Consider the following 17,675-nt stretch of genomic DNA (forward strand, 5'->3'; position numbering starts at 1 on the left):
GCCGGGAGCCGGGAGCCGGGAGCCGGGAGCCGGGAGCCGGGAGCCGGGAGCCGGGAGCCGGGAGCCGGGAGCCGGGAGCCGGGAGCCGGGAGCCGGGAGCCGGGAGCCGGGAGCCGGGTGGCCGGGCCGACCAGCCCCGGCGCGCCCCGGTCGGAGATTCGTCGCCCGCGGCCGCACCCCGGCCGCGTTCCACCACCGGCCGCGCAAAACCCACGCCGACCAGGGGACCTTCTGCCGCCACCCCCTCCCATCCGGTGCCCGCGGTGCGAGCCCCCGCCCCCAGTCACTAAGTTGATGGTTCGTGACCATGCTGGTGATGACGGGGACCGGGACCGGGGTCGGCAAGACGATCACCACGGCGGCCATCGCCGCCCTGGCGGTGGCCGGGGGGCAGCGCGTTGCCGTCCTGAAACCCGCGCAGACCGGGGTCGGCCCCGATGAACCCGGGGATCTCGCCGATGTCCGGCGGCTCGCGGGCGATGACGTCACCACGCGGGAACTGCGCCGGTACCCCGACCCCCTGTCGCCGGAAGCCGCCGCGCGGCGCAGTGGCCTTTCCGGGCTTGATCCCGGGGAGATCGCGCGGGCCGCCTCCGAGCTCGACAGCGGGCACGATCTCACCCTGATCGAAGGCGCCGGGGGCCTGCTCGTGCGCTTCGACAAGACCGGGTCCAGCCTCGCCGACGTCGCCTGGTCGCTCGGCTCGCTCGTGATCATCGTCGCCGAAGCGGGGCTCGGCACGCTCAACGCCACCGCGCTCACCGCCGAGGTCGCCACCAAGCGCGGCCTGACCGTCGCCGGCGTCATCATCGGCTCGTGGCCCGCCGAACCGGACCTCGCCGCGCTGTCCAACCTCGAAGACCTGCCCGTCGCGGCCGGGGCGCCGCTGCTCGGCGCGCTGCCCGCCGGGCTCGGCCAGGCTTCGCCCGAGGAGTTCCGGTCCGCCGCGCGGGCCGGGCTGTCGCCGTGGTTCGGCGGCGAATTCGACCCCGAGCTCTTCGCGGGCTGCGCTTCCGCCGGGAAGTGACCTGCGTCGCTGTCGTCCCGGGGTGCCTTCGTGCACGATGAGGGACGCTTCCACCACGACCAAGGAGACGCCGTGACCGCAGTCCCGGACACCGATGTCCTCGCCTACGCGCGCGAGCACGTCCTCGAAAACGGCGTCGGCCTGGGCGAAGCCGAAGTCCTGGAGGTGCTGCGGCTGCCGGACGACCGGCTGCCCGACCTGCTCGCCCTCGCGCACGACGTCCGGATGCGCTGGTGCGGCCCCGAGGTCGAGGTCGAGGGCATCATCAGCCTCAAGACCGGCGGCTGCCCCGAGGACTGCCACTTCTGCTCGCAGTCCGGCCGCTTCCCGACGCCGGTGCGCTCCGCGTGGCTGGACATCCCGAACCTGGTCAAGGCCGCCCGGCAGACCGCCGAGACCGGCGCGACGGAGTTCTGCATCGTCGCCGCCGTCCGCGGGCCGGACAAGCGGCTGCTCTCGCAGGTCCGCGAGGGCGTGAAGGCCATCCGCGAGGACGGCAACGACATCCAGATCGCCTGCTCGCTCGGCATGCTCACGCAGGAGCAGGTCGACGAGCTCGTCGAGATGGGCGTGCACCGCTACAACCACAACCTCGAGACGGCGCGCTCGCACTTCCCAGAGGTCGTCACCACCCACACGTGGGAAGAGCGCGCCGACACCCTCCGGATGGTCGCGAAGGCGGGCATGGAGGTCTGCTGCGGCGGCATCATCGGCATGGGGGAGACGGTCGAGCAGCGCGCGGAGTTCGCGGTGCAGCTGGCCGAGCTGAGCCCGCACGAGGTGCCGATGAACTTCCTCATCCCGCAGCCGGGCACGCCGTACGAGCACTACGAAATCGTCGAGGGCAAGGACGCGCTGCGGACGGTGGCGGCGTTCCGGCTCGCGATGCCGCGCACGATGCTGCGCTTCGCCGGCGGCCGCGAGCTCACGCTCGGCGACCTCGGTGCGGAGCAGGGCATGCTCGGCGGCATCAACGCGATCATCGTCGGCAACTACCTGACCAACCTCGGCCGCCCGGCCAGCGCGGACCTGGAGATGCTCGACGAGCTCAAGATGCCCATCAAGGCCCTCAGTGACAGTCTCTGACGCTCCCGTCTTCTGCGTCCACTGTGGACAGGAGACGCCGGGTGGGACGGACCACCCGGCGTGCCACAACCCCCGGACGGCGCTGGAGCCGCCGCGCTACTGCACGTTCTGCGCGCGGCGGCTGGTGGTCCAGGTGAGCCCGCTCGGCTGGACGGCGAAGTGCAGCAGGCACGGCGACACGGCCGGCGGCTGACACTCACCACGCACTGACCGGTTACCCTCGGTCGCACCATGTCGCAGGAGCAGGAGGGAGTCCGGGTGAGTGAGTCGTCGGGGCCCGCGCACCGTCCGTCGGCCGTCGCCGGCCCGTGGTCGGTGCCCGTGCTGTTCCGCGAACGGCGCCCGCGGGTCGTCGTCAAGGGCGACCTGCTGCCCGCCGTGAGCGTGCTCGGCACCCTCAGCCTGCTGAGCTTCCCGCTCGCCTTCGCCTGGTCCCGCCTCGCGCCGCCGGAGCGCGTGCGCATCATCGGCTCCGACGGCACCCAGGGCGCCCTCGAACTCGAGAGCTGGCACCGCTTCGACGACCTCGCCGTCTTCGGGCTCATGACGCTCGGGCTGGGGATCGTGGTCGGCGTCGTCGTCTGGCTGCTGCGCGAGCGCCGCGGGCCGGTCGTGTTCCTCGCCGCGGTGCTCGGCGTCGCCCTCGCGAGCGCACTGGCCGTGCTGCTCGGCGTCGGCTGGGCGAACAGCCACTACGCCATCTCCAGCGCGCCCGCGCTCGGCTCGGTGATCGAACTGGCGCCACGCCTGGAGTCGTGGTGGGTGCTGCTCACCGGCCCGCTCGGCGTGACGCTGGCGTACAGCCTGCTCGCCACCTGGAACGGCCGCGACGACCTCGGCCGCCGTCTCGGCTGAAGAGGCCTCCCCTAAGCTGGTCCCTCGATCACAGGGGGTTCAGTGACTGAAGACATCGAGGTTTCGCGGCACCACGCCGTCCGTTTCCCGGGCATCAGCCCGCGCGCCTACGAGCACCCGGTGGACCGCGGCGCGCTCGCCACGCTGCGGGCCATGCCCGGGTTCGCGCAGGTCGTCAAGGCCATCTCGGGCTTCTACAACGAGCGCGGCGAGCGGCTGATGGCGCTCGCCTCGTCGATCCGCGTCGGGCCGAAGCAGTACCCGGAGCTCGACCGCCTGCGCCACGAGTGCGCCGAGACGCTCGATCTGCCGGTGCCGAACTTGTTCGTCTACCAGGACCCGCGCATCAACGCGGAGGCCGTCGGCATGGACGAGCCGTTCATCCGGGTCAGCACCGGGCTCGTCGAGCTGATGAGCCACGAGTCGCTGCGGTTCGTGCTCGGCCACGAGATGGGGCACGTGCTGTCCGGGCACGCCGTCTACCGCACGATCATGGTGCGCCTGATCAGCCTGCAGCTGTCGATGTCGTGGACGCCGGTGAGCGCGCTCGGCATCCGGGCGATCATCGCGGCGCTGCGCGAGTGGTTCCGCAAGGCCGAGCTGTCGTGCGACCGCGCCGGCTTGCTCTGCGGCCAGGACCCGACGGCCGCGCTGCGCGCCCAGATCCAGATCGCGGGCGGGATCGACCCGGCCCGCATCGACATCCCGTCGTTCCTGCGGCAGGCGGCCGAGTACGAGTCGGTGGAGGACATCCGCGACAGCTTCCTCAAACTGAAGTTCGTCGAGACGGAGTCGCACCCGTTCGCGGTGGTCCGCGCGGCCCAGCTGCAGAAGTGGGCGGCGTCGGAGGAGTACCGCGCGATCCTGGCTGGCGACTACCCGCGCCGCGACGAAGACGCACCGACGTCCGACTGGAAGGACGACCTCAAGTCGGCGGCCAAGTCGTACAAGGATTCGTGGAACTCGTCGGCCGACCCGCTGACGAAGGTGTTCAGCGACGTCGGCGAAGCGGTTTCCAGCACGGCGGGCAAGGTCTGGAACAAGTTCGGCAACGGAAACGGCAACGGGAACGGCGACTGAGTCAGTTCAAGCTGGCCGGCTTGCCGAGGTCGGTCAGCTCTCCCGGCGGCAGCGGCACCGCGCCCAGCGTGTCCAGGAACCCCGCCTCCCGCGTCAGCAGCCGGCACGCGATGCGGAGCCGGCGCAGGGGGTGGCGTTCCTCCAGCAGCCGCTGGCGGTCCTCCAGGGGCAGCAGGCAGTCCGCGGCCAGCTGGTAGGCCAGCTCGGCGAGCTCGGTGTCCGCGTCCGGGGTGTTCCAGTCGTCGCTGCGCCACGCCGTTTCGCAGTAGCGCCGGTGCGCTGTGCGGGCGACGACCGCGAGGCGTTCGGCCATGTCGCCCGATGGCGCCACCGGGTCGTCGTCGACCCACTCCACCGACGCGATCAGGTACGGCGCCGACACGCAGTCGAGGTCGGTCAGGCGGAAGCGGCGCTGGGCCTGCGTCACGACGTCGAACCGGCCGTCCGGCAGGCGCTTCGCCTCGCGCAGCACCGTGCTGCAGCCGATTTCGTACAGCTGGTCCAGACCACGGACCTCGCGGGTCAAGGACGACCGCAGGGCCACCACGCCGAACTCGCGCCCCGGCACCGTGCCGCTGACGAGGTCCGCCGTCAGCTGCCGGTACCGCGGTTCGAAGATGTGCAGCGGCAGCTTGGTCCCCGGGAGCAGGACCGTCTGCAACGGGAACAACGGCAGCAAGGTCGTCGTCGCGTCACTATCCGATTCCGGCTCGGTCACGCGTCAACCGTAAGGGCAGCGCACCCAAACCGCAGCACGGTCACCGGTTCGGCGGCTTGAACACCGCGAACGGATCCGTGATCTGCATGCCCTTGCCGGCGAAGGAGAACAACGCCGCCGGACGCCCGCCCGCGCGGCCCGGCGCCGCCGTGTGGCCGGTGGGGACCAGCAGGCCCCGGCGCGAGAGGACCCGCTGCAGGTTGGTCGCCGAGACGCGGTAGCCCAGCGCCGCCGAATACAGCCCGCGCAGCGCGGAGATCGTGAACTCGTCGGGCGCGAGCGCGAACCCGACGTTGGTGTAGGAGAGCTTCGAACGCAGCCGGTCGCGGGCGCGCAGCACGATCGCCTCGTGGTCGAACGCCGTGCGCGGCAGCTTCGCGACGTCGTGCCACTCCGTGTCCTCGGGTACCTCGGGGTCGGCGTCGGAGGGGACCAGAGCGAGGAACGCCGTCGCCACCACGCGCGGGCCGGGGACCCGGTGCGGGTCGCTGAACACCGCGAGCTGCTCGACGTGCTCGATCCGGCGGATGTCGACCTTCTCCTTGAGCTGGCGCCGGACCGACGTCTCGACGTCCTCGTCGGGCCGCAGCCGCCCGCCCGGCAGCGACCAGCGGCCGAGGTGCGGATCGAGCGCGCGGCGCCACAGCAGGACCCGCAGTGTGTCCGAGCGCACTTGAAGGACCGCGCCCAAAACCTCGTGGGCCAGGGGGGCCTGGGTGTTAAGATGACTTCGCACGGTTTTCGATTATAAGGCGAAAACCGGAGACAGGTCCAGGAGGGCCAGATGACCAGCACGTTGGTTCCGGAAGGCCTCACCCCGTTCGGCGGGGTCGAGGCGAACGCGGCCTGGGCCGAGGAGGTCCGGCGCCTGGCGAAGCAGCGCGACGCGGTCCTGCTCGCGCACAACTACCAGGTCCCGGAGATCCAGGACATCGCCGACCACACCGGCGACTCGCTCGCGCTCAGCCGCATCGCGGCGAGCAGCGACGCCTCCACCATCGTCTTCTGCGGCGTGCACTTCATGGCCGAGACCGCGAAGATCCTCGCCCCGGAGAAGACCGTTCTGATCCCCGACGCGCGGGCCGGCTGCTCGCTCGCCGACTCCATCACCGGCGCCGAGCTGCGCGCCTGGAAGGCCGAGCACCCGGGCGCGGTGGTCGTCTCCTACGTCAACACCACGGCCGAGGTGAAGGCCGAAACGGACATCTGCTGCACGTCCTCGAACGCGGTCGACGTCGTCGCTTCGATCCCCGCTGACCAGGAGGTTCTCTTCCTGCCGGACCAGTTCCTCGGCGCGCACGTCAAGCGCGTGACCGGCCGGGAGAACATCCACATCTGGGCGGGGGAGTGCCACGTCCACGCCGGGATCAACGGTGCCGAACTGGCCGAGCGCGCGGCTTCCAACCCGGACGCGGACCTGTTCATCCACCCCGAATGCGGGTGCGCGACGTCGGCGCTCTACCTGGCCGGCGAGGGCGCGGTGGCGCCGGAGCGGGTCAAGATCCTCTCGACCGGCGACATGGTCCACGAGGCTCGCGACACCAAGGCCAAGACGGTGCTGGTGGCCACCGAGATCGGCATGATTCACCAGCTCCGCAAGGCCGCGCCGGGCATCGACTTCCGCGCGGTGAACGACCGCGCGTCCTGCCAGTACATGAAGATGATCACGCCCGCGGCCCTGCTGCGGTGCTTGCGTGACGGTCTCGACGAGGTCCATGTCGACCTGGAAACCGCTGCGAAAGCACGTGCTTCGGTGCGGCGGATGATCGAGATCGGGCAGCCTGGTGGCGGAGAATGAGCACGCCGGTTAATGACCCACGGGCGAAAACCCCGGTTTGGGAAGCTCGTGCCGATCTGGTCGTGATCGGCAGCGGCGTCGCCGGGCTGACCGCGGCGCTGCGGGCCCAGTCGCTCGGGCTGCACGTCCTGGTGATCACCAAGGCGGCGGTCGAGGACGGCAACACGCGCTGGGCCCAGGGCGGCGTCGCCGTCGTCCTGGAAGACCAGCACGACCTCGACGACTCGGTCGCCAAGCACGCGGAGGACACGTTCACCGCGGGCGCCGGGCTGGTCGACGAGGCCGCCGCCCGCTCGATCCTCGACGGCGGCCCGGCCGCGGTCGCGCGCCTGCGTGAAGACGGCGCGAAGTTCGACGCGGCCGGGGACGGCCTGCTGGCCCGGACCCGCGAGGGCGGGCACAGCGCGTTCCGCGTCATCCACGCGGGCGGCGACGCCACCGGCGCCGAGGTCGAACGCGCCCTGGTCGCGCAGGCCGGGCAGGCCCGGGTGCCGGTGCTGGAGCACCACATCGCCGTCGACGCGCTGCGCACGCCGGGCGGGCGGGTCGCGGGCGTCACCGTGCTCGACCGGAACGGGGTGCCCGGCGTCGTCCGGGCGCCGGCGGTGCTGCTGGCCAGCGGCGGGATCGGGCAGCTCTACCAGGTGACGTCGAACCCGGAGATCGCCACCGGCGACGGCCTCGCGCTCGCGCTGCGGGCGGGGGCGACCGTGGCGGACATCGAGTTCGTCCAGTTCCACCCGACCGTCCTGTTCACCCCGGGCGCGCGGGGACGCTGCCCGCTGGTCACCGAGGCCGTCCGCGGCGAGGGCGCCACGCTGGTCGACGGCGCCGGGCAGGCGGTCATGGCGGGCGTGCACCCGCTCGGCGACCTGGCTCCCCGTGACGTCGTCTCGGCGGCGATCACGCGCCGGATGGCCTCGGCGCCCGGCGGGGTCGACGACCACGTCTTCCTGGACGCGACGTCGATCTCGGGGTTCGGCCGGCGGTTCCCGACGGTGTCCGCGGCGTGCGCGGTGCTGGGGCTCGACCCGGCGTCCGACCCGATCCCGGTGGCGCCCGCGGCGCACTTCTCGTGCGGCGGCGTGGTGACCACTGTGGACGGACGTTCGTCGGTTCCCGGGCTGTACGCCGCGGGTGAAGTGGCGCGGACGGGGTTGCACGGCGCAAACCGGCTGGCGTCCAACAGTTTGCTCGAAGGGCTGGTCGTCGGGCAGCGCGTCGCGGAGGCTGTCGCGGCGGATCTCGCGGCCGGGCTGCTGGCCGATCCTTCGCGCGGCCGGCTGCCGTCGTGGACTGTTGCGCCCGCCGCCGGGCGGGACGCGCTGCAGCGCGTGATGAGCCGGTACGCGGCGATCGGCCGGGACGCCGACGGCCTGGCGGCGGCGGGTTCCGTGCTCGACTTGTCGACACAGGACAGTCCGTTGTGGACGCACGCGGCGGTGGAGGACGCGGCGCTGACCGTGGTGGCGCAGGCGTTGCTCGCCGCGGCCGTCCGGCGCACCGAGTCGCGTGGCTGCCACGTGCGGACCGACTTCCCGACGCGCGACGACGGCTGGCGCCGCAGCCAGCTCATCCGGCTCAGCCCGTCCGGCCAGCCGGTGCTGGCCGACCCGATCCCCTTGGAGGGCGTGGCATGACTTTCCCGATCTCCGAACCGGTCCTTCGCCTGATCGCCGCTTCCGGCCTCGACGTCGAGGACGTGACGCGGGTGGTTTCCACGGCGCTCGGCGAGGACCTGCGGTACGGGCCGGACGCGACGACCGCGTCAACGGTGCCTCTTGAAGCGACCGCGGTGGCCGAACTGACCCCGCGGGTGGACGGCGTGGTTGCCGGGCTGCCGGTCGCGCTGGCCGTGTTCGACCTGGTGCTGGGCTCTTCGTACGAGGTGCTGGCCGGGCGTGCCGACGGCGACCGGCTGGTGGCGGGGGAGCCCGCGCTGGTGCTGCGCGGTCCGGTGCGCGGGCTGCTCATCGCCGAGCGCACGGCGCTGAACCTGCTGTGCCACCTCTCCGGCGTCGCGACCGCGACCGCCGCGTGGGTGTCCGAAGTGGACGGTACCGGCTGCGCGATCCGGGACTCCCGCAAGACGTTGCCGGGCCTGCGGCTGCTGCAGAAGTACGCCGTCCGGTGCGGCGGCGGGGTGAACCACCGGCTCGGGCTGGGCGACGCGGTGCTGATCAAGGACAACCACGTCGTCGCCGCGGGTTCGGTGACCGCGGCGCTGGCCGCGGCCCGGGCGCACGCGCCGGAACTGGCCTGCGAGGTGGAGGTCGACACGCTTGCGCAGCTGGAGGAAGCGTTGGCCGCGGCCGCGGATGAGGTGCTGCTGGACAACTTCACGCCGGAGCAGTGCCGGCAGGCGGTGGCGCGCCGCGACGAGGTTTCCCCGAAGACGCGGCTGGAATCCTCTGGTGGGCTCACCCTCGACCGTGGTAGGGCCTACGCGGAGTCCGGTGTGGACTATCTTTCGGTGGGCGGGCTGACCCACTCTTCACCCGCGTTGGATCTGGGCATGGACCTTCGCTGAACGGCGTTTCCCGGGTAAACTGGCGGTGGCGGAAGTCCTTTTCCGCCACCGTCTTTCGTTCGGGGGTTCGGGTGCGGTTACCGGCGCTGCTCGCGGTCGCGGGCCTCGTCGCGGGCGCGGCCGTGTCCGGCGCGCCGGCGGCCTTCGCGCAGGGGCAGTGCGCCAACCCGTCCGGCACCTACACCGGCGAAGTCCCATGGGGGCAGCGCCTGGTCGACCCGGCGCGGCTCTGGCCGCTGACCCGGGGTGAGGGCCAGCTGGTGGCCGTGATCGGCACCGGCGTCGACGGGCAGAACACGCAGTTCGCGCCCGGACAGCTCGAAGGCGGAGCCGGCACCGAACGGTCGGATTGCGATGGCCGCGGCACGATCGCGGCCGGGATCGTCGGCGCGCAGCCGGACGCGTCGACGACGTTCGCCGGCGTCGCACCCGGCGCCCACCTGCTGCCGATCCGGTACACCGAAGGCTCGGGCTCGTCGGCGGCCGACGGCGGCGGGGGCGACCCGGGCGCGCTGGCCGACGCGATCGACACGGCGGCGGACCGGCGGGCGAGCGTGATCCTGATCGCGGTGCCCGCGGCGTTCGACAGCCCGGCGTTGTCCGGCGCGGTCGCGCGGGCCCGTTCCCAAGGCGCGGTGGTGGTTTCGGCGGCGTCGGCGACCCAGCAGGGCGCGCGGTCGTACCCGACGGCGACGCCCGGAGTGCTGTCCGTCGGGTCGGTGAACCCCGCGGGCGAGCCGGTGCAGACGGAGGCGGGGGACTACGTCGGCGTCGCGGCACCGGGAGCGGAGCTGGTCAGCACGTCGGCGGGAGCGGGCGGCGCGGTCGCGCACCGGTTTCCGGTGACCGACCCGGGACTGGCGGCGGCGTACGTCGCCGGCGTCGCGGCGCTGGTCCGGGCGTACCACCCGGACCTGACCGGCGACCAGGTCGTCACGCGGCTCGAGCTCACGGCGCACCGCCCGGGTTCCGGTGGCCACGACCCGCGTCTCGGCTGGGGAGTCTTGGACGCGTACGCGGCGGTGTCCTCGACGTTGCCGGCCGACGTTTCCCCGCCGGGCGCGGTCACCGCACCGGCTTCGGCTCCGGCGGTGGTCCCGGCGGCGGCTCCGGCCCCGGCGCCGTCCGACATCGCGGCAGGCACGATCGCGCTGGCCGGCGTGGCTCTCGCGGCGGCGGCCGGAGTGGCGGTGGCGGCGGTCCGCCGAGCCCGGCGCCGTGGCTGGCGCCCCTCCCGCTTCACCCCGTAACCGACCATTCAGGTACGCGAGATGCCTCTCCAGACACGCGAGATGCCTCTCCAGACACGCGAGATGCCCCTCCAGACACGCGAGATGCCCCTCCAGACACGCGAGATGCCCCTCTGATCACGCGAGTTACGCGCTCAATCACGCGAGTTACGCGCTCAATCACGCGAGTCACGTCTCTGATCACGTGAGTTCGGCGTACCGGAACGGCGAACTCACGTACTTGGAGGGTCGGTTCGCGTACCTGGACGGTCGGTTCGCCGGAACTCGCGTGATTGGCGACGGAACTCGCGTGATCAGACGGCGATCTCGCGTGATTGGGAGGGCATCTCGTGTGATTGGAGGGGCATCACTCGTGATTGGGGGGTCGACACGGTCAGGCGGGGACGGGGCGGGTTGAGCCGATGATCGCCACCGCGTGGCTGGCTCTGGCCACGTGGACCGTGAAGTCCGCGCCCTCGCGGCTGAACCTCGCGATCAGCTCGCGTGGGGTGCTGCGGTCGTGGGCTTGCCAGCCCCGCTGTTCCAAGGTGGGGATCACTTCGGTGAGACTGGTTTCCGGGTCTCCCGGGTGCTCCAGGCGGACGCCGTACTGCCAGCAGAGCAGGTGCCCGGGGCGGGTGGGGTCGCAGTCCAGTTCGCCGTTCACCGTCGGGTCCGGCGAATCGCCGAACACCGCCGCCACGCCGTCGATCACCTCGGTCAGCTCGACCGCCAAGCGGTCCAGGTCCGAAGACGAAGAAGTCATCGCAGCACACCCCCGTCGTTCAGGAACTCGACGCCGTTCTCGAGGATGCCATGCGGGTCGAAGGTCCCGTTCGCCGTGGTGGGCCCGGACGTGATCACGCGGTACATGTTCGTCCACGACTCCGACCCCGGCTTCAGCACGTCACTGTGCGAGGACAGGCCCCACAGCTGCGACCCGTCGGCGGCCCGGCCCGTCTCCAGCTCCGTGACGCCCGGGAACGTGTCCGGGTCCGCGCCGTGCCCGATGCCGGTCCACTCCAGGCCCCACGCGTTGCCCTGGGCGATCTCGATCGGGTCGAGCGGCGCCGTCATCGAGAACCGCTGGACGCCCGCCTGGCTCGCCGGCAGGTCCGCGGGCGACCAGACGCCGTGGCCCATGCCCGCCGACTCGACGTGCAGGACGCGGTCGACGTCGAGGCCCTGCGTCTCGGCCAGCCCGACCGTCGCGCCGCCGTAGCTGTGCCCGATCGCCGTCAGCGTGACGTCGGAGCCCGCGTGGCTCGCGATCTCGCCGCGCAGGTCGTCGGTGAAGTGCTTGAGGTCCGGCGCCATCGCCTCCGCGTAACTCGCGGACGGCCCCTGCACCACCGGGTTCTGCGGGAACACGCCGTCGGCCCAGACGACCATCGCCGTGCGTCCGGTCGGGTCCGCGGCCACCAGGCTGCGCCCGAGGCCGGCGTACGCGTCGAAGTTCGACATCTGCGTGTTGACGCCCGGCACGAACAGCCCGACATTGCGCGTCCCCGGCTCGATGTGCCCGACGAGCTCGGCGATCCGGCCGTTGCCCGACGGGTCGAACTTCAGGATCTGCCGGTTGTTCGCGAGGATGTCCTCGTACAGCTTGATCCGCGACTGCGACCGCGCGATCTCGTCGGCGTCGGTCAGCGAAGCCAGCCGGGAGCGCTCGGCCGTCAGAGCGTCGGTGACCTTCGCGCGGTTCTGCTCGATCGCCTGCCCCCACGCGCCGGTGTCGGCCGCACCGCCGATCCCGGCCGGGTTCCCGGCGGACGGCAGGGGATCCTCGGGCAGGAGCGCCCGGTACATCGCGGCGACCTGCGCGTCGGCCCGCCGGTACCCGGCCGCCGACTCGGTCAGTCCACTTTGGAGCTTCTTGGCGCGGGAGACGCCGTCGGCGAGCTTCTGGCCCAGCTCCGTCATCGTCTTCTCGAACGTCTTGGCCGCGGCGGCGGACGCGTCGACCCGGCCGAACGCGGTGGCCGGGACCTTCTCGGCCGCGACCGCGGACTGCGCGGTGGACAAAGTGTCCGCTCTGGTACCGAACTCGGCCGCCGCCGAGTCGAGGCGGGCCGGGGCGACGCGATAGCCGGCAGCCGTCACGGCCCGCCTCCGTTCTCAGAGTGATTCAGTACGCTTCCGGCTCTTCGCCGATCACCGGGGGCGCGACCGGGGCCGACTGGCCCCAGACGTTCTCCGTCTCCACCAGCCACGCCGGGATCCGGCGCCCGGACCCCATGTCGCCGCCACCGCCCATGCCCATCGGCATCATGGGCATCATCGGCATCGCGCCCTTGGCCGCCGCCGCACCCGCGGCCCCGGCCGCGCCGCCGGCGAGCCCGCTCAGCGCGTTGCCCGCGCCGCCGTCGCCGGCCAGGCCGGAGTGCGCCGCCGGACCGTCGGCACCGCCGCCGATCCCGGCCCCGCCGGGGACCCCGCCGCCGATCGACGGCGCGTCACCCCCGCCGATCGGGATGCCGCCGCCGGCCCCGCCCTCGACGCCGGCCCCGCCGCCGCCGAGCTTCGTGCCGGGCGCTTCTTCCTTGCCGTCCTTGGGGTCCTTGCCGGTCGCCCACGGCGGCACCTTCGGCATGATCGAGCCGAACCGGCCGAACGCGGCGGCCGAAGCCGCGGCGAGCCCGGCGGTGAACATGTCGCCGAACAGCGGGTTCGACGTCGGCACGGTGCCCGGCTGCGGAGTGCCGGTCGAGGGCAGCGGGTGCCCGTCGGTCGGGGTGACCACGACGCCGGGATCGGTGCCGCCGTTGCCGACGAGACCGGGCGAGCCCGCGCTGCCGGCGCCGCCACCGGCGGGCGGGGCGGGGGGCGTCTGCACGGCGTTCGGCGACGCCGGGATCGACTCCTCGGCGGTGCTGTACTCGCCGGCCAGCTCGGTCATCACGACGATCGCCTTGCCGTGCGCCGACCCGGCCGCGTTCGCCGCGGACTGCTGGGCCTCGACGTTCGAGATGGCCTGCTGGCGCTGCTGCGCCGCGGCCTGGACGACGGCGGGCGAGGAGTCCGGCGGCAGCAGCGGCGGGTTCACCGCGAGCGCGACGTCGGAGGGGGAGACGTCCGGCACCGAAACCGGCGGCGGCATCTCCTTCTTGGCCTTCACCAGCGCGTCGGCGGCGTCGTCGAGCATCACGTTCATCGCCTCGGCGGTCTGCGCCACCTTGGAGATGCCGTTCGCGAGGTCGACGATCATGTGCTGGTACTGGTCGGCGGCGCCACCGGTCCACTGGTCCTTGAACTCGGTGAGCTCCGAGTTGAGGTTGTGGGCCTGCTCGTGCAGGTGCAGCGCGGCGGACTTCCACTTGTCGGCGGCGTGCCGCGCGCTGTTCGGGTCGCCCGCCTGAAGCATCGCGTACAGCTGCTGGTGGCTGTACGCGGCGAAGTTCGTGTGCGCGGTGTTCGTCATCCCTTGCGGCTCCCGTCCGAGTCGCCCAGGCCGAGCAGGCCGAGCACGGGGTCGAGCAGGCCGGTGACGGCGCCCGAGGTGTGGAGGTCCCCGGCGACCGCCTCGTCGGCGTTCTGGTAGCCGTCGGCGACCGTGGTGGTGACGTCCTGCGCGAACCCGATCGCGCTGCGGACCTGGTCGAGCAGGCCCTGCATCTCCGAGACCGCCGCGCGGTGGGCGTCGGCCAGCGACCCGGCCTCGCCGAACTCGCCGAACAACAGCGGCTCCTCGCCGAGGGTGAGCAGGAAGTCGTTCGGTTTGGCCATCGCGTGGATCTGGGTCTCCAGTTCCCGCACGAAGTCCTTCAGCGATTCCAGGTGGACGTAGTACGACTGGTCGTGCATCGGGTCCCGGCTCTCTCGTCGCACGTAAGGAGGGAAAGCCGGTCGGCCGGTGCGAGCGGGGGGTTTCCCGCACCGGCCGACCGACGTCTGGGCGCGGTTCAGCCCGCGAACAGCCCCTGGTTGCGGTTCTCCAGCGACTGCTGGAGGTCGTGGGCCTCGCCGACCTTGCCGCCGAACTGCGCGATGATGGCGACGATGTCCGCGGTGGCCTGGCGCAGCCGGGTCTCCGACTGGCGAGCGGCGTCACCGGCGGAGCTGCCGGAGGCGTACCAGGTCGCGGTGATCGGCTGGAGGTTCTGGTGCAGCTGCTCCAGCTGCGAGGTGAGCGCCTTGGCCTTGGCAGCCAGGGACGCCGAGCTGTGCTGCAGCGCGGCGAAATTGATTTCGACGACGTCGGCCATCGATCTGTCCTCTCAGGTCAGGGGTTGAGGCGGGGGATCACGCCCGAGCCCTCGAGGGAGTTGCCGACCCCCTGGAAGCTCTGGTGGACGTCGGCGTCGCCGCGGCCGTAGTTCTGGTGGCTGGTGTGCACGAGCTGCGACATGGTGTCGAGCTCCTTCACCGCCACCGTCATCTTCTCCTGGAGCCGGCGCTGCAGGTCCCAGAACGCCACGGCCTGGTCACCCTTGTAGTTGCGGAGCGCCTCGGTCAGCTCGGACTCCAAGCTGGCCATCGTGGACTTGGCGTTCGTCGCGGTTTCCTCGAAACCCTGGACGGCGCGCGTCATGGCAGCGGAATCTGCCTGGAATCCCGGACTGGACATGGACGGGCCACCTCCTTCCTGAAGCGAATACCCCTGGCGCGGTGGTCCGCGCGTTGTGAAAGTCACGCTAGAAAAGAGCCAGGTCCGGTCAAACGGCACAACTGCCGGTCGTACTGACGGCACTTATACCCACAGGGGGCGCCCTGTCCGTCCGTCTGCCGTGGCAGACGGACAAAACCGCTGTTCAACGCGGTTCTGCCGAAATTCTGAGATCCGCCCGGTAGACCCGGACGCCCCGGGCGAGAGGCGGTCGAAATGGTCCACCCGCAGGCACTGCTGGACGAGCTGGGGCGTGCCCCGGAAGTTCCCGCGTTCGAACACGGCTCGCGCGTGACGTCGCGCCGCGAGCTGCGGGAGCTGGTCGGCCGGTTCACCGCGGGACTGCGGGCGGCCGGGCTGGGGCCGGGGGACGGCGTCGGCATCGCCACCGCCGTCACCCCGGAGGGGTTCGCCGCGATCGTCGCCGCGCAGGTGCTCGGCTGCCGCGTCGTCGGGGTGCGGCCCGGCCTGCCCGTGCCGCAGCTGCGCCACGTCGTGAGCGACGTCGGCGCGCTGGTCGTCGACGCGGCGTCCGAGACGCCGGAGCTGCTCGGCACCGTCGCCGGCCTGCCGATCCTGCGGGTCGGGCCCGAGCTGCTCGCGAGCCACGAGGAGCCGGTACCGCAAGGACGCCCGGACGACATCGCGACGGTCGTCTACACCAGCGGCAGCACCGGCGTGCCCAAGGGCGTCGCCTACAGCTACCGCGCCCTGACCGAAGGCCGGGTGTGGCGGGCGCCGGTGCCCGGCTCGGCTCACGAGCGGCTCGGCGCCGGGTTCGGGCGGTTCCTGCTGTTCGGCACGCTCACCAGCGCGGTGATGCTCGAGCAGCTGGGTGTGTGCCTGCTCGCCGGCGGGACCGCGGTGGTCCCGGAGGAGCTGCCGGACTTCCCCTGGGTGCTGCCGCGGCTGCGGATCACCGCGGCGCTGATGACCGTGCCGCGGCTGCACCAGGTCCTCGACGTGCTGCGTGCCGAGGACGTCGACCTGAGCGACCTGCGGACGCTGGTCGTGGCCGGCTCGCCCGTGCCGCCGCACAAGCTGGCCGAGGCCCTCGAGCTGATCGGGCCCGCGATGCACCACGCGTACGGGCAGACCGAGACCGGGATGCTGACGATCTGCGGTGCCGGCGAGGGAGCCGGATCCGTCGGGAAGGCCTGCGACACCGTCGAAATCGAGGTCCGCGACACCGCGGGGACGCCGCTGCCGGCCGGTTCGGAGGGCGAGGTCTGGGTACGGACGCCGTCGGCGCTGGCCGGGTATTGGCGCGACGAGACCACGACGGCGGACGTGCTGCGCGCCGGCTGGGTGCGCACGCAGGACCTCGGTTCGCTGGACGCCGCGGGGTACCTGCACCTGTCCGGGCGGGCGCGGGACGTCGTGATCGTCAACGCGGTCATCCACTACACCGGCCCCATCGAGCGGGCGATCGCGGCGCACCCGGACGTCGATCAGGCGTACGTGGTTTCGGTGCCGGACGAGCAGACGGGCGAGGCGGCGCACGCGTTCGTGGTCCCGGTCCCGGGGCGCGAGCCGAACCTCGACGCGGTGTGCAAGGCCGTGGCGGCCGAGCTGGGGGAGGCGGCGGTGCCGGCGCGGTTCAGCTTCGTGGGCGCGGTCCCGATCGCGCCGTCGGGGAAGCCGGACAAGGCGGCGCTGCGGGCGTCCGTCGTCGACTAGAAGTGGGTGCGGACCCCGAAGGCCTCGCGGAGGTGGCGCATGTCCGCGAGGTCGCGGTCCGCGGGCGCGTACCCCTGGTGGAAGAAGACCTGCTGGGCCACCGAAACGCACGGCACCTCGACGCCGTCGACCCGCCCGGTGACGAAGCAGTCCGCGGGGTAGGGGAAGGTCGCGCCTTCGTCGTCGGCCTGCTGGGTGGCCGAGCCGTCCGCGGCGAAGACGAGCGGGTGCAGGTCGAGTTCCGTGGCGCCGTCGGAGAGCACGAACCGGACCGGGCGCAGGTCGAGTGTCTCGCGGTAGCCGAGGTGGCTCAGCGCCGCGAGGACGGCGGGTTCTTCCTCGAGACGGTGCAGCAGGTCGAGGTCGCGGTGTTCGCGGGTCTGGCGGCCCAGGAGGGCGTCGATGCCCCAGCCGCCGGCGAGCCGGACTTCGGCGGGCTTCACGGCGTCGAGCACGCGCAGGACCGTGCCCGCGTCCATCACTTCCCGGCGCGCAGGTCGGTGATCACCTTGGCGACGCGCCGCTGCCGGGTCTCCTCGGTCTTCGCCTGGCCGATCGGCAGCACGAACCGCTGTTTCGCGCTGTAGGACAGGCTTTCGAACCGGGTCCGGGCCGCGTCGTCGGCCGCGAGCGCTTCCGCCAGGTCCGGCGGGATCTCCAGTTCGCGCGGGGCCGTGTCGAGGGTGACCTCGACGTCGACCTCGTCGCCCGCCTCGACGCCCGCCTGCTCGCGGTTCTCGCCGCTGAGCGGCAGCAGGTACTGCCCGCCGCGGCTCGCGATCGTCGAGCGGTAGGTGTGCCCGCCGAGCGTCACGGTGACCGCGGGCTTCTTGCCGGCGCCGAGTGCCTCGACGACGTCGTCCGGGACCGGCAGCCCGGTCGCGGTCTTGCCGCCGAGCAGGACCGTGGTGCGGAACTTCATGGCGCGAGTATGCCCGGAAACCGCCGTGCGAGCCGCCCGGGCGGGGCGGCGCCCCCCGCGTCCGCCCCCGACCCCCGCGGGCGGGGGGGGGCCGGGTGGGCGCGGCGCGCTGGTGGCGGAGGTGTGGGTGGCCGGCGGGGTCGC

At 72.6% G+C, this 17,675-nt stretch carries 20 protein-coding genes; 10 read left to right on the plus strand and 10 right to left on the minus strand.

From position 1 onward, the window contains the following. Window positions 1–301: 301 nt before the first annotated feature. The 5 genes from bioD to QQ657_RS55605 all read left to right on the plus strand — a co-directional run bounded on the left by bioD (window position 302) and on the right by QQ657_RS55605 (window position 4,048). On the plus strand, window positions 302–1,027 hold the full coding sequence (gene bioD, locus QQ657_RS55585; protein ID WP_284750581.1) for a dethiobiotin synthase: 726 nt from the start codon (window positions 302–304) through the stop codon (window positions 1,025–1,027). Between the two features lie 72 nt (window positions 1,028–1,099). Further along, complete coding sequence (gene bioB, locus QQ657_RS55590) at window positions 1,100–2,113, plus strand: biotin synthase BioB (RefSeq protein WP_284750582.1); 1,014 nt, start codon at window positions 1,100–1,102, stop codon at window positions 2,111–2,113. After that, entirely contained in the window at window positions 2,100–2,306 is a 207-nt protein-coding gene (bsaP, locus tag QQ657_RS55595; protein ID WP_284750583.1) for a biotin synthase auxiliary protein BsaP, read from the plus strand. Before bioB ends, bsaP begins: the two co-directional genes overlap by 14 nt. Before the next feature lie 65 nt (window positions 2,307–2,371). Further along, window positions 2,372–2,968, plus strand: a complete 597-nt coding sequence (locus tag QQ657_RS55600) for a DUF2567 domain-containing protein (protein WP_284750584.1) — start codon at window positions 2,372–2,374, stop codon at window positions 2,966–2,968. 42 nt (window positions 2,969–3,010) lie between these two features. After that, entirely contained in the window at window positions 3,011–4,048 is a 1,038-nt protein-coding gene (locus QQ657_RS55605; RefSeq protein WP_284750585.1) for a M48 family metallopeptidase, read from the plus strand. A gap of 1 nt (window position 4,049) precedes the next feature. On the opposite strand, the gene QQ657_RS55610 is transcribed toward QQ657_RS55605, so the two are convergent. Together QQ657_RS55610 and QQ657_RS55615 are read right to left on the minus strand one after the other, a co-directional pair. Continuing rightward, window positions 4,050–4,766, minus strand: a complete 717-nt coding sequence (locus QQ657_RS55610; protein WP_284750586.1) for an LON peptidase substrate-binding domain-containing protein — start codon at window positions 4,764–4,766, stop codon at window positions 4,050–4,052. 40 nt (window positions 4,767–4,806) lie between these two features. Beyond that, complete coding sequence (locus tag QQ657_RS55615) at window positions 4,807–5,439, minus strand: NUDIX hydrolase (protein WP_284750587.1); 633 nt, start codon at window positions 5,437–5,439, stop codon at window positions 4,807–4,809. 111 nt (window positions 5,440–5,550) lie between these two features. Between QQ657_RS55615 and nadA the strand changes: the two genes are divergently transcribed. From nadA to QQ657_RS55635, 4 genes are all read left to right on the plus strand, one after another. Continuing rightward, window positions 5,551–6,564, plus strand: a complete 1,014-nt coding sequence (gene nadA, locus QQ657_RS55620; protein ID WP_284750588.1) for a quinolinate synthase NadA — start codon at window positions 5,551–5,553, stop codon at window positions 6,562–6,564. After that, a complete protein-coding gene (locus QQ657_RS55625; protein WP_284750589.1) occupies window positions 6,561–8,204 on the plus strand; it encodes an L-aspartate oxidase in 1,644 nt (547 codons plus the stop codon). The genes nadA and QQ657_RS55625 overlap by 4 nt, the downstream gene beginning before the upstream one ends. Then, on the plus strand, window positions 8,201–9,094 hold the full coding sequence (gene nadC / locus QQ657_RS55630; protein WP_284750590.1) for a carboxylating nicotinate-nucleotide diphosphorylase: 894 nt from the start codon (window positions 8,201–8,203) through the stop codon (window positions 9,092–9,094). Before QQ657_RS55625 ends, nadC begins: the two co-directional genes overlap by 4 nt. Window positions 9,095–9,180: 86 nt before the next feature. Further along, window positions 9,181–10,344, plus strand: a complete 1,164-nt coding sequence (locus QQ657_RS55635) for a S8 family serine peptidase (protein ID WP_284750597.1) — start codon at window positions 9,181–9,183, stop codon at window positions 10,342–10,344. A gap of 373 nt (window positions 10,345–10,717) precedes the next feature. On the opposite strand, the gene QQ657_RS55640 is transcribed toward QQ657_RS55635, so the two are convergent. The 6 genes from QQ657_RS55640 to QQ657_RS55665 form a co-directional block, all read right to left on the minus strand. After that, on the minus strand, window positions 10,718–11,089 hold the full coding sequence (locus tag QQ657_RS55640) for a hypothetical protein (RefSeq protein WP_284750591.1): 372 nt from the start codon (window positions 11,087–11,089) through the stop codon (window positions 10,718–10,720). Next, entirely contained in the window at window positions 11,086–12,426 is a 1,341-nt protein-coding gene (locus QQ657_RS55645) for an alpha/beta hydrolase (protein ID WP_284750592.1), read from the minus strand. The genes QQ657_RS55640 and QQ657_RS55645 overlap by 4 nt, the downstream gene beginning before the upstream one ends. Before the next feature lie 25 nt (window positions 12,427–12,451). Next, on the minus strand, window positions 12,452–13,744 hold the full coding sequence (locus tag QQ657_RS55650; RefSeq protein WP_284750593.1) for a WXG100 family type VII secretion target: 1,293 nt from the start codon (window positions 13,742–13,744) through the stop codon (window positions 12,452–12,454). Next, window positions 13,741–14,127 carry a hypothetical protein gene (locus QQ657_RS55655; protein WP_284750598.1) on the minus strand — a complete coding sequence of 129 codons (387 nt, stop codon included), beginning with the start codon at window positions 14,125–14,127 and terminating at the stop codon, window positions 13,741–13,743. The genes QQ657_RS55650 and QQ657_RS55655 overlap by 4 nt, the downstream gene beginning before the upstream one ends. Before the next feature lie 98 nt (window positions 14,128–14,225). After that, the gene (locus QQ657_RS55660; RefSeq protein ID WP_020644701.1) at window positions 14,226–14,528 is read right to left on the minus strand and encodes a hypothetical protein; all 303 of its coding nucleotides are present in this window, start codon (window positions 14,526–14,528) and stop codon (window positions 14,226–14,228) included. A gap of 17 nt (window positions 14,529–14,545) precedes the next feature. Beyond that, window positions 14,546–14,890, minus strand: coding sequence for a WXG100 family type VII secretion target (locus tag QQ657_RS55665; RefSeq protein ID WP_086856673.1), 345 nt, complete (start codon window positions 14,888–14,890; stop codon window positions 14,546–14,548). 255 nt (window positions 14,891–15,145) lie between these two features. On the opposite strand from QQ657_RS55665, the gene QQ657_RS55670 reads away from it, so the two are divergent. Continuing rightward, window positions 15,146–16,609 (plus strand): class I adenylate-forming enzyme family protein, encoded by a 1,464-nt coding sequence (locus QQ657_RS55670; protein ID WP_284750594.1) that lies wholly within the window; start codon window positions 15,146–15,148, stop codon window positions 16,607–16,609. Here the strand turns inward: QQ657_RS55670 and QQ657_RS55675 are convergent. Together QQ657_RS55675 and QQ657_RS55680 are read right to left on the minus strand one after the other, a co-directional pair. After that, the gene (locus QQ657_RS55675) at window positions 16,606–17,088 is read right to left on the minus strand and encodes a nucleotidyltransferase domain-containing protein (protein ID WP_284750595.1); all 483 of its coding nucleotides are present in this window, start codon (window positions 17,086–17,088) and stop codon (window positions 16,606–16,608) included. The two genes, QQ657_RS55670 and QQ657_RS55675, sit on opposite strands and share 4 nt — an antisense overlap. Then, window positions 17,088–17,531: a YdeI/OmpD-associated family protein gene (locus tag QQ657_RS55680; protein ID WP_284750596.1), complete on the minus strand. Its 444-nt coding sequence runs from the start codon at window positions 17,529–17,531 to the stop codon at window positions 17,088–17,090. The genes QQ657_RS55675 and QQ657_RS55680 overlap by 1 nt, the downstream gene beginning before the upstream one ends. Window positions 17,532–17,675 lie beyond the last annotated feature (144 nt).

It is taken from the genome of Amycolatopsis ponsaeliensis, assembly GCF_030182635.1.
Taxonomy (GTDB): Bacteria; Actinomycetota; Actinomycetes; order Mycobacteriales; family Pseudonocardiaceae; genus Amycolatopsis; species Amycolatopsis ponsaeliensis.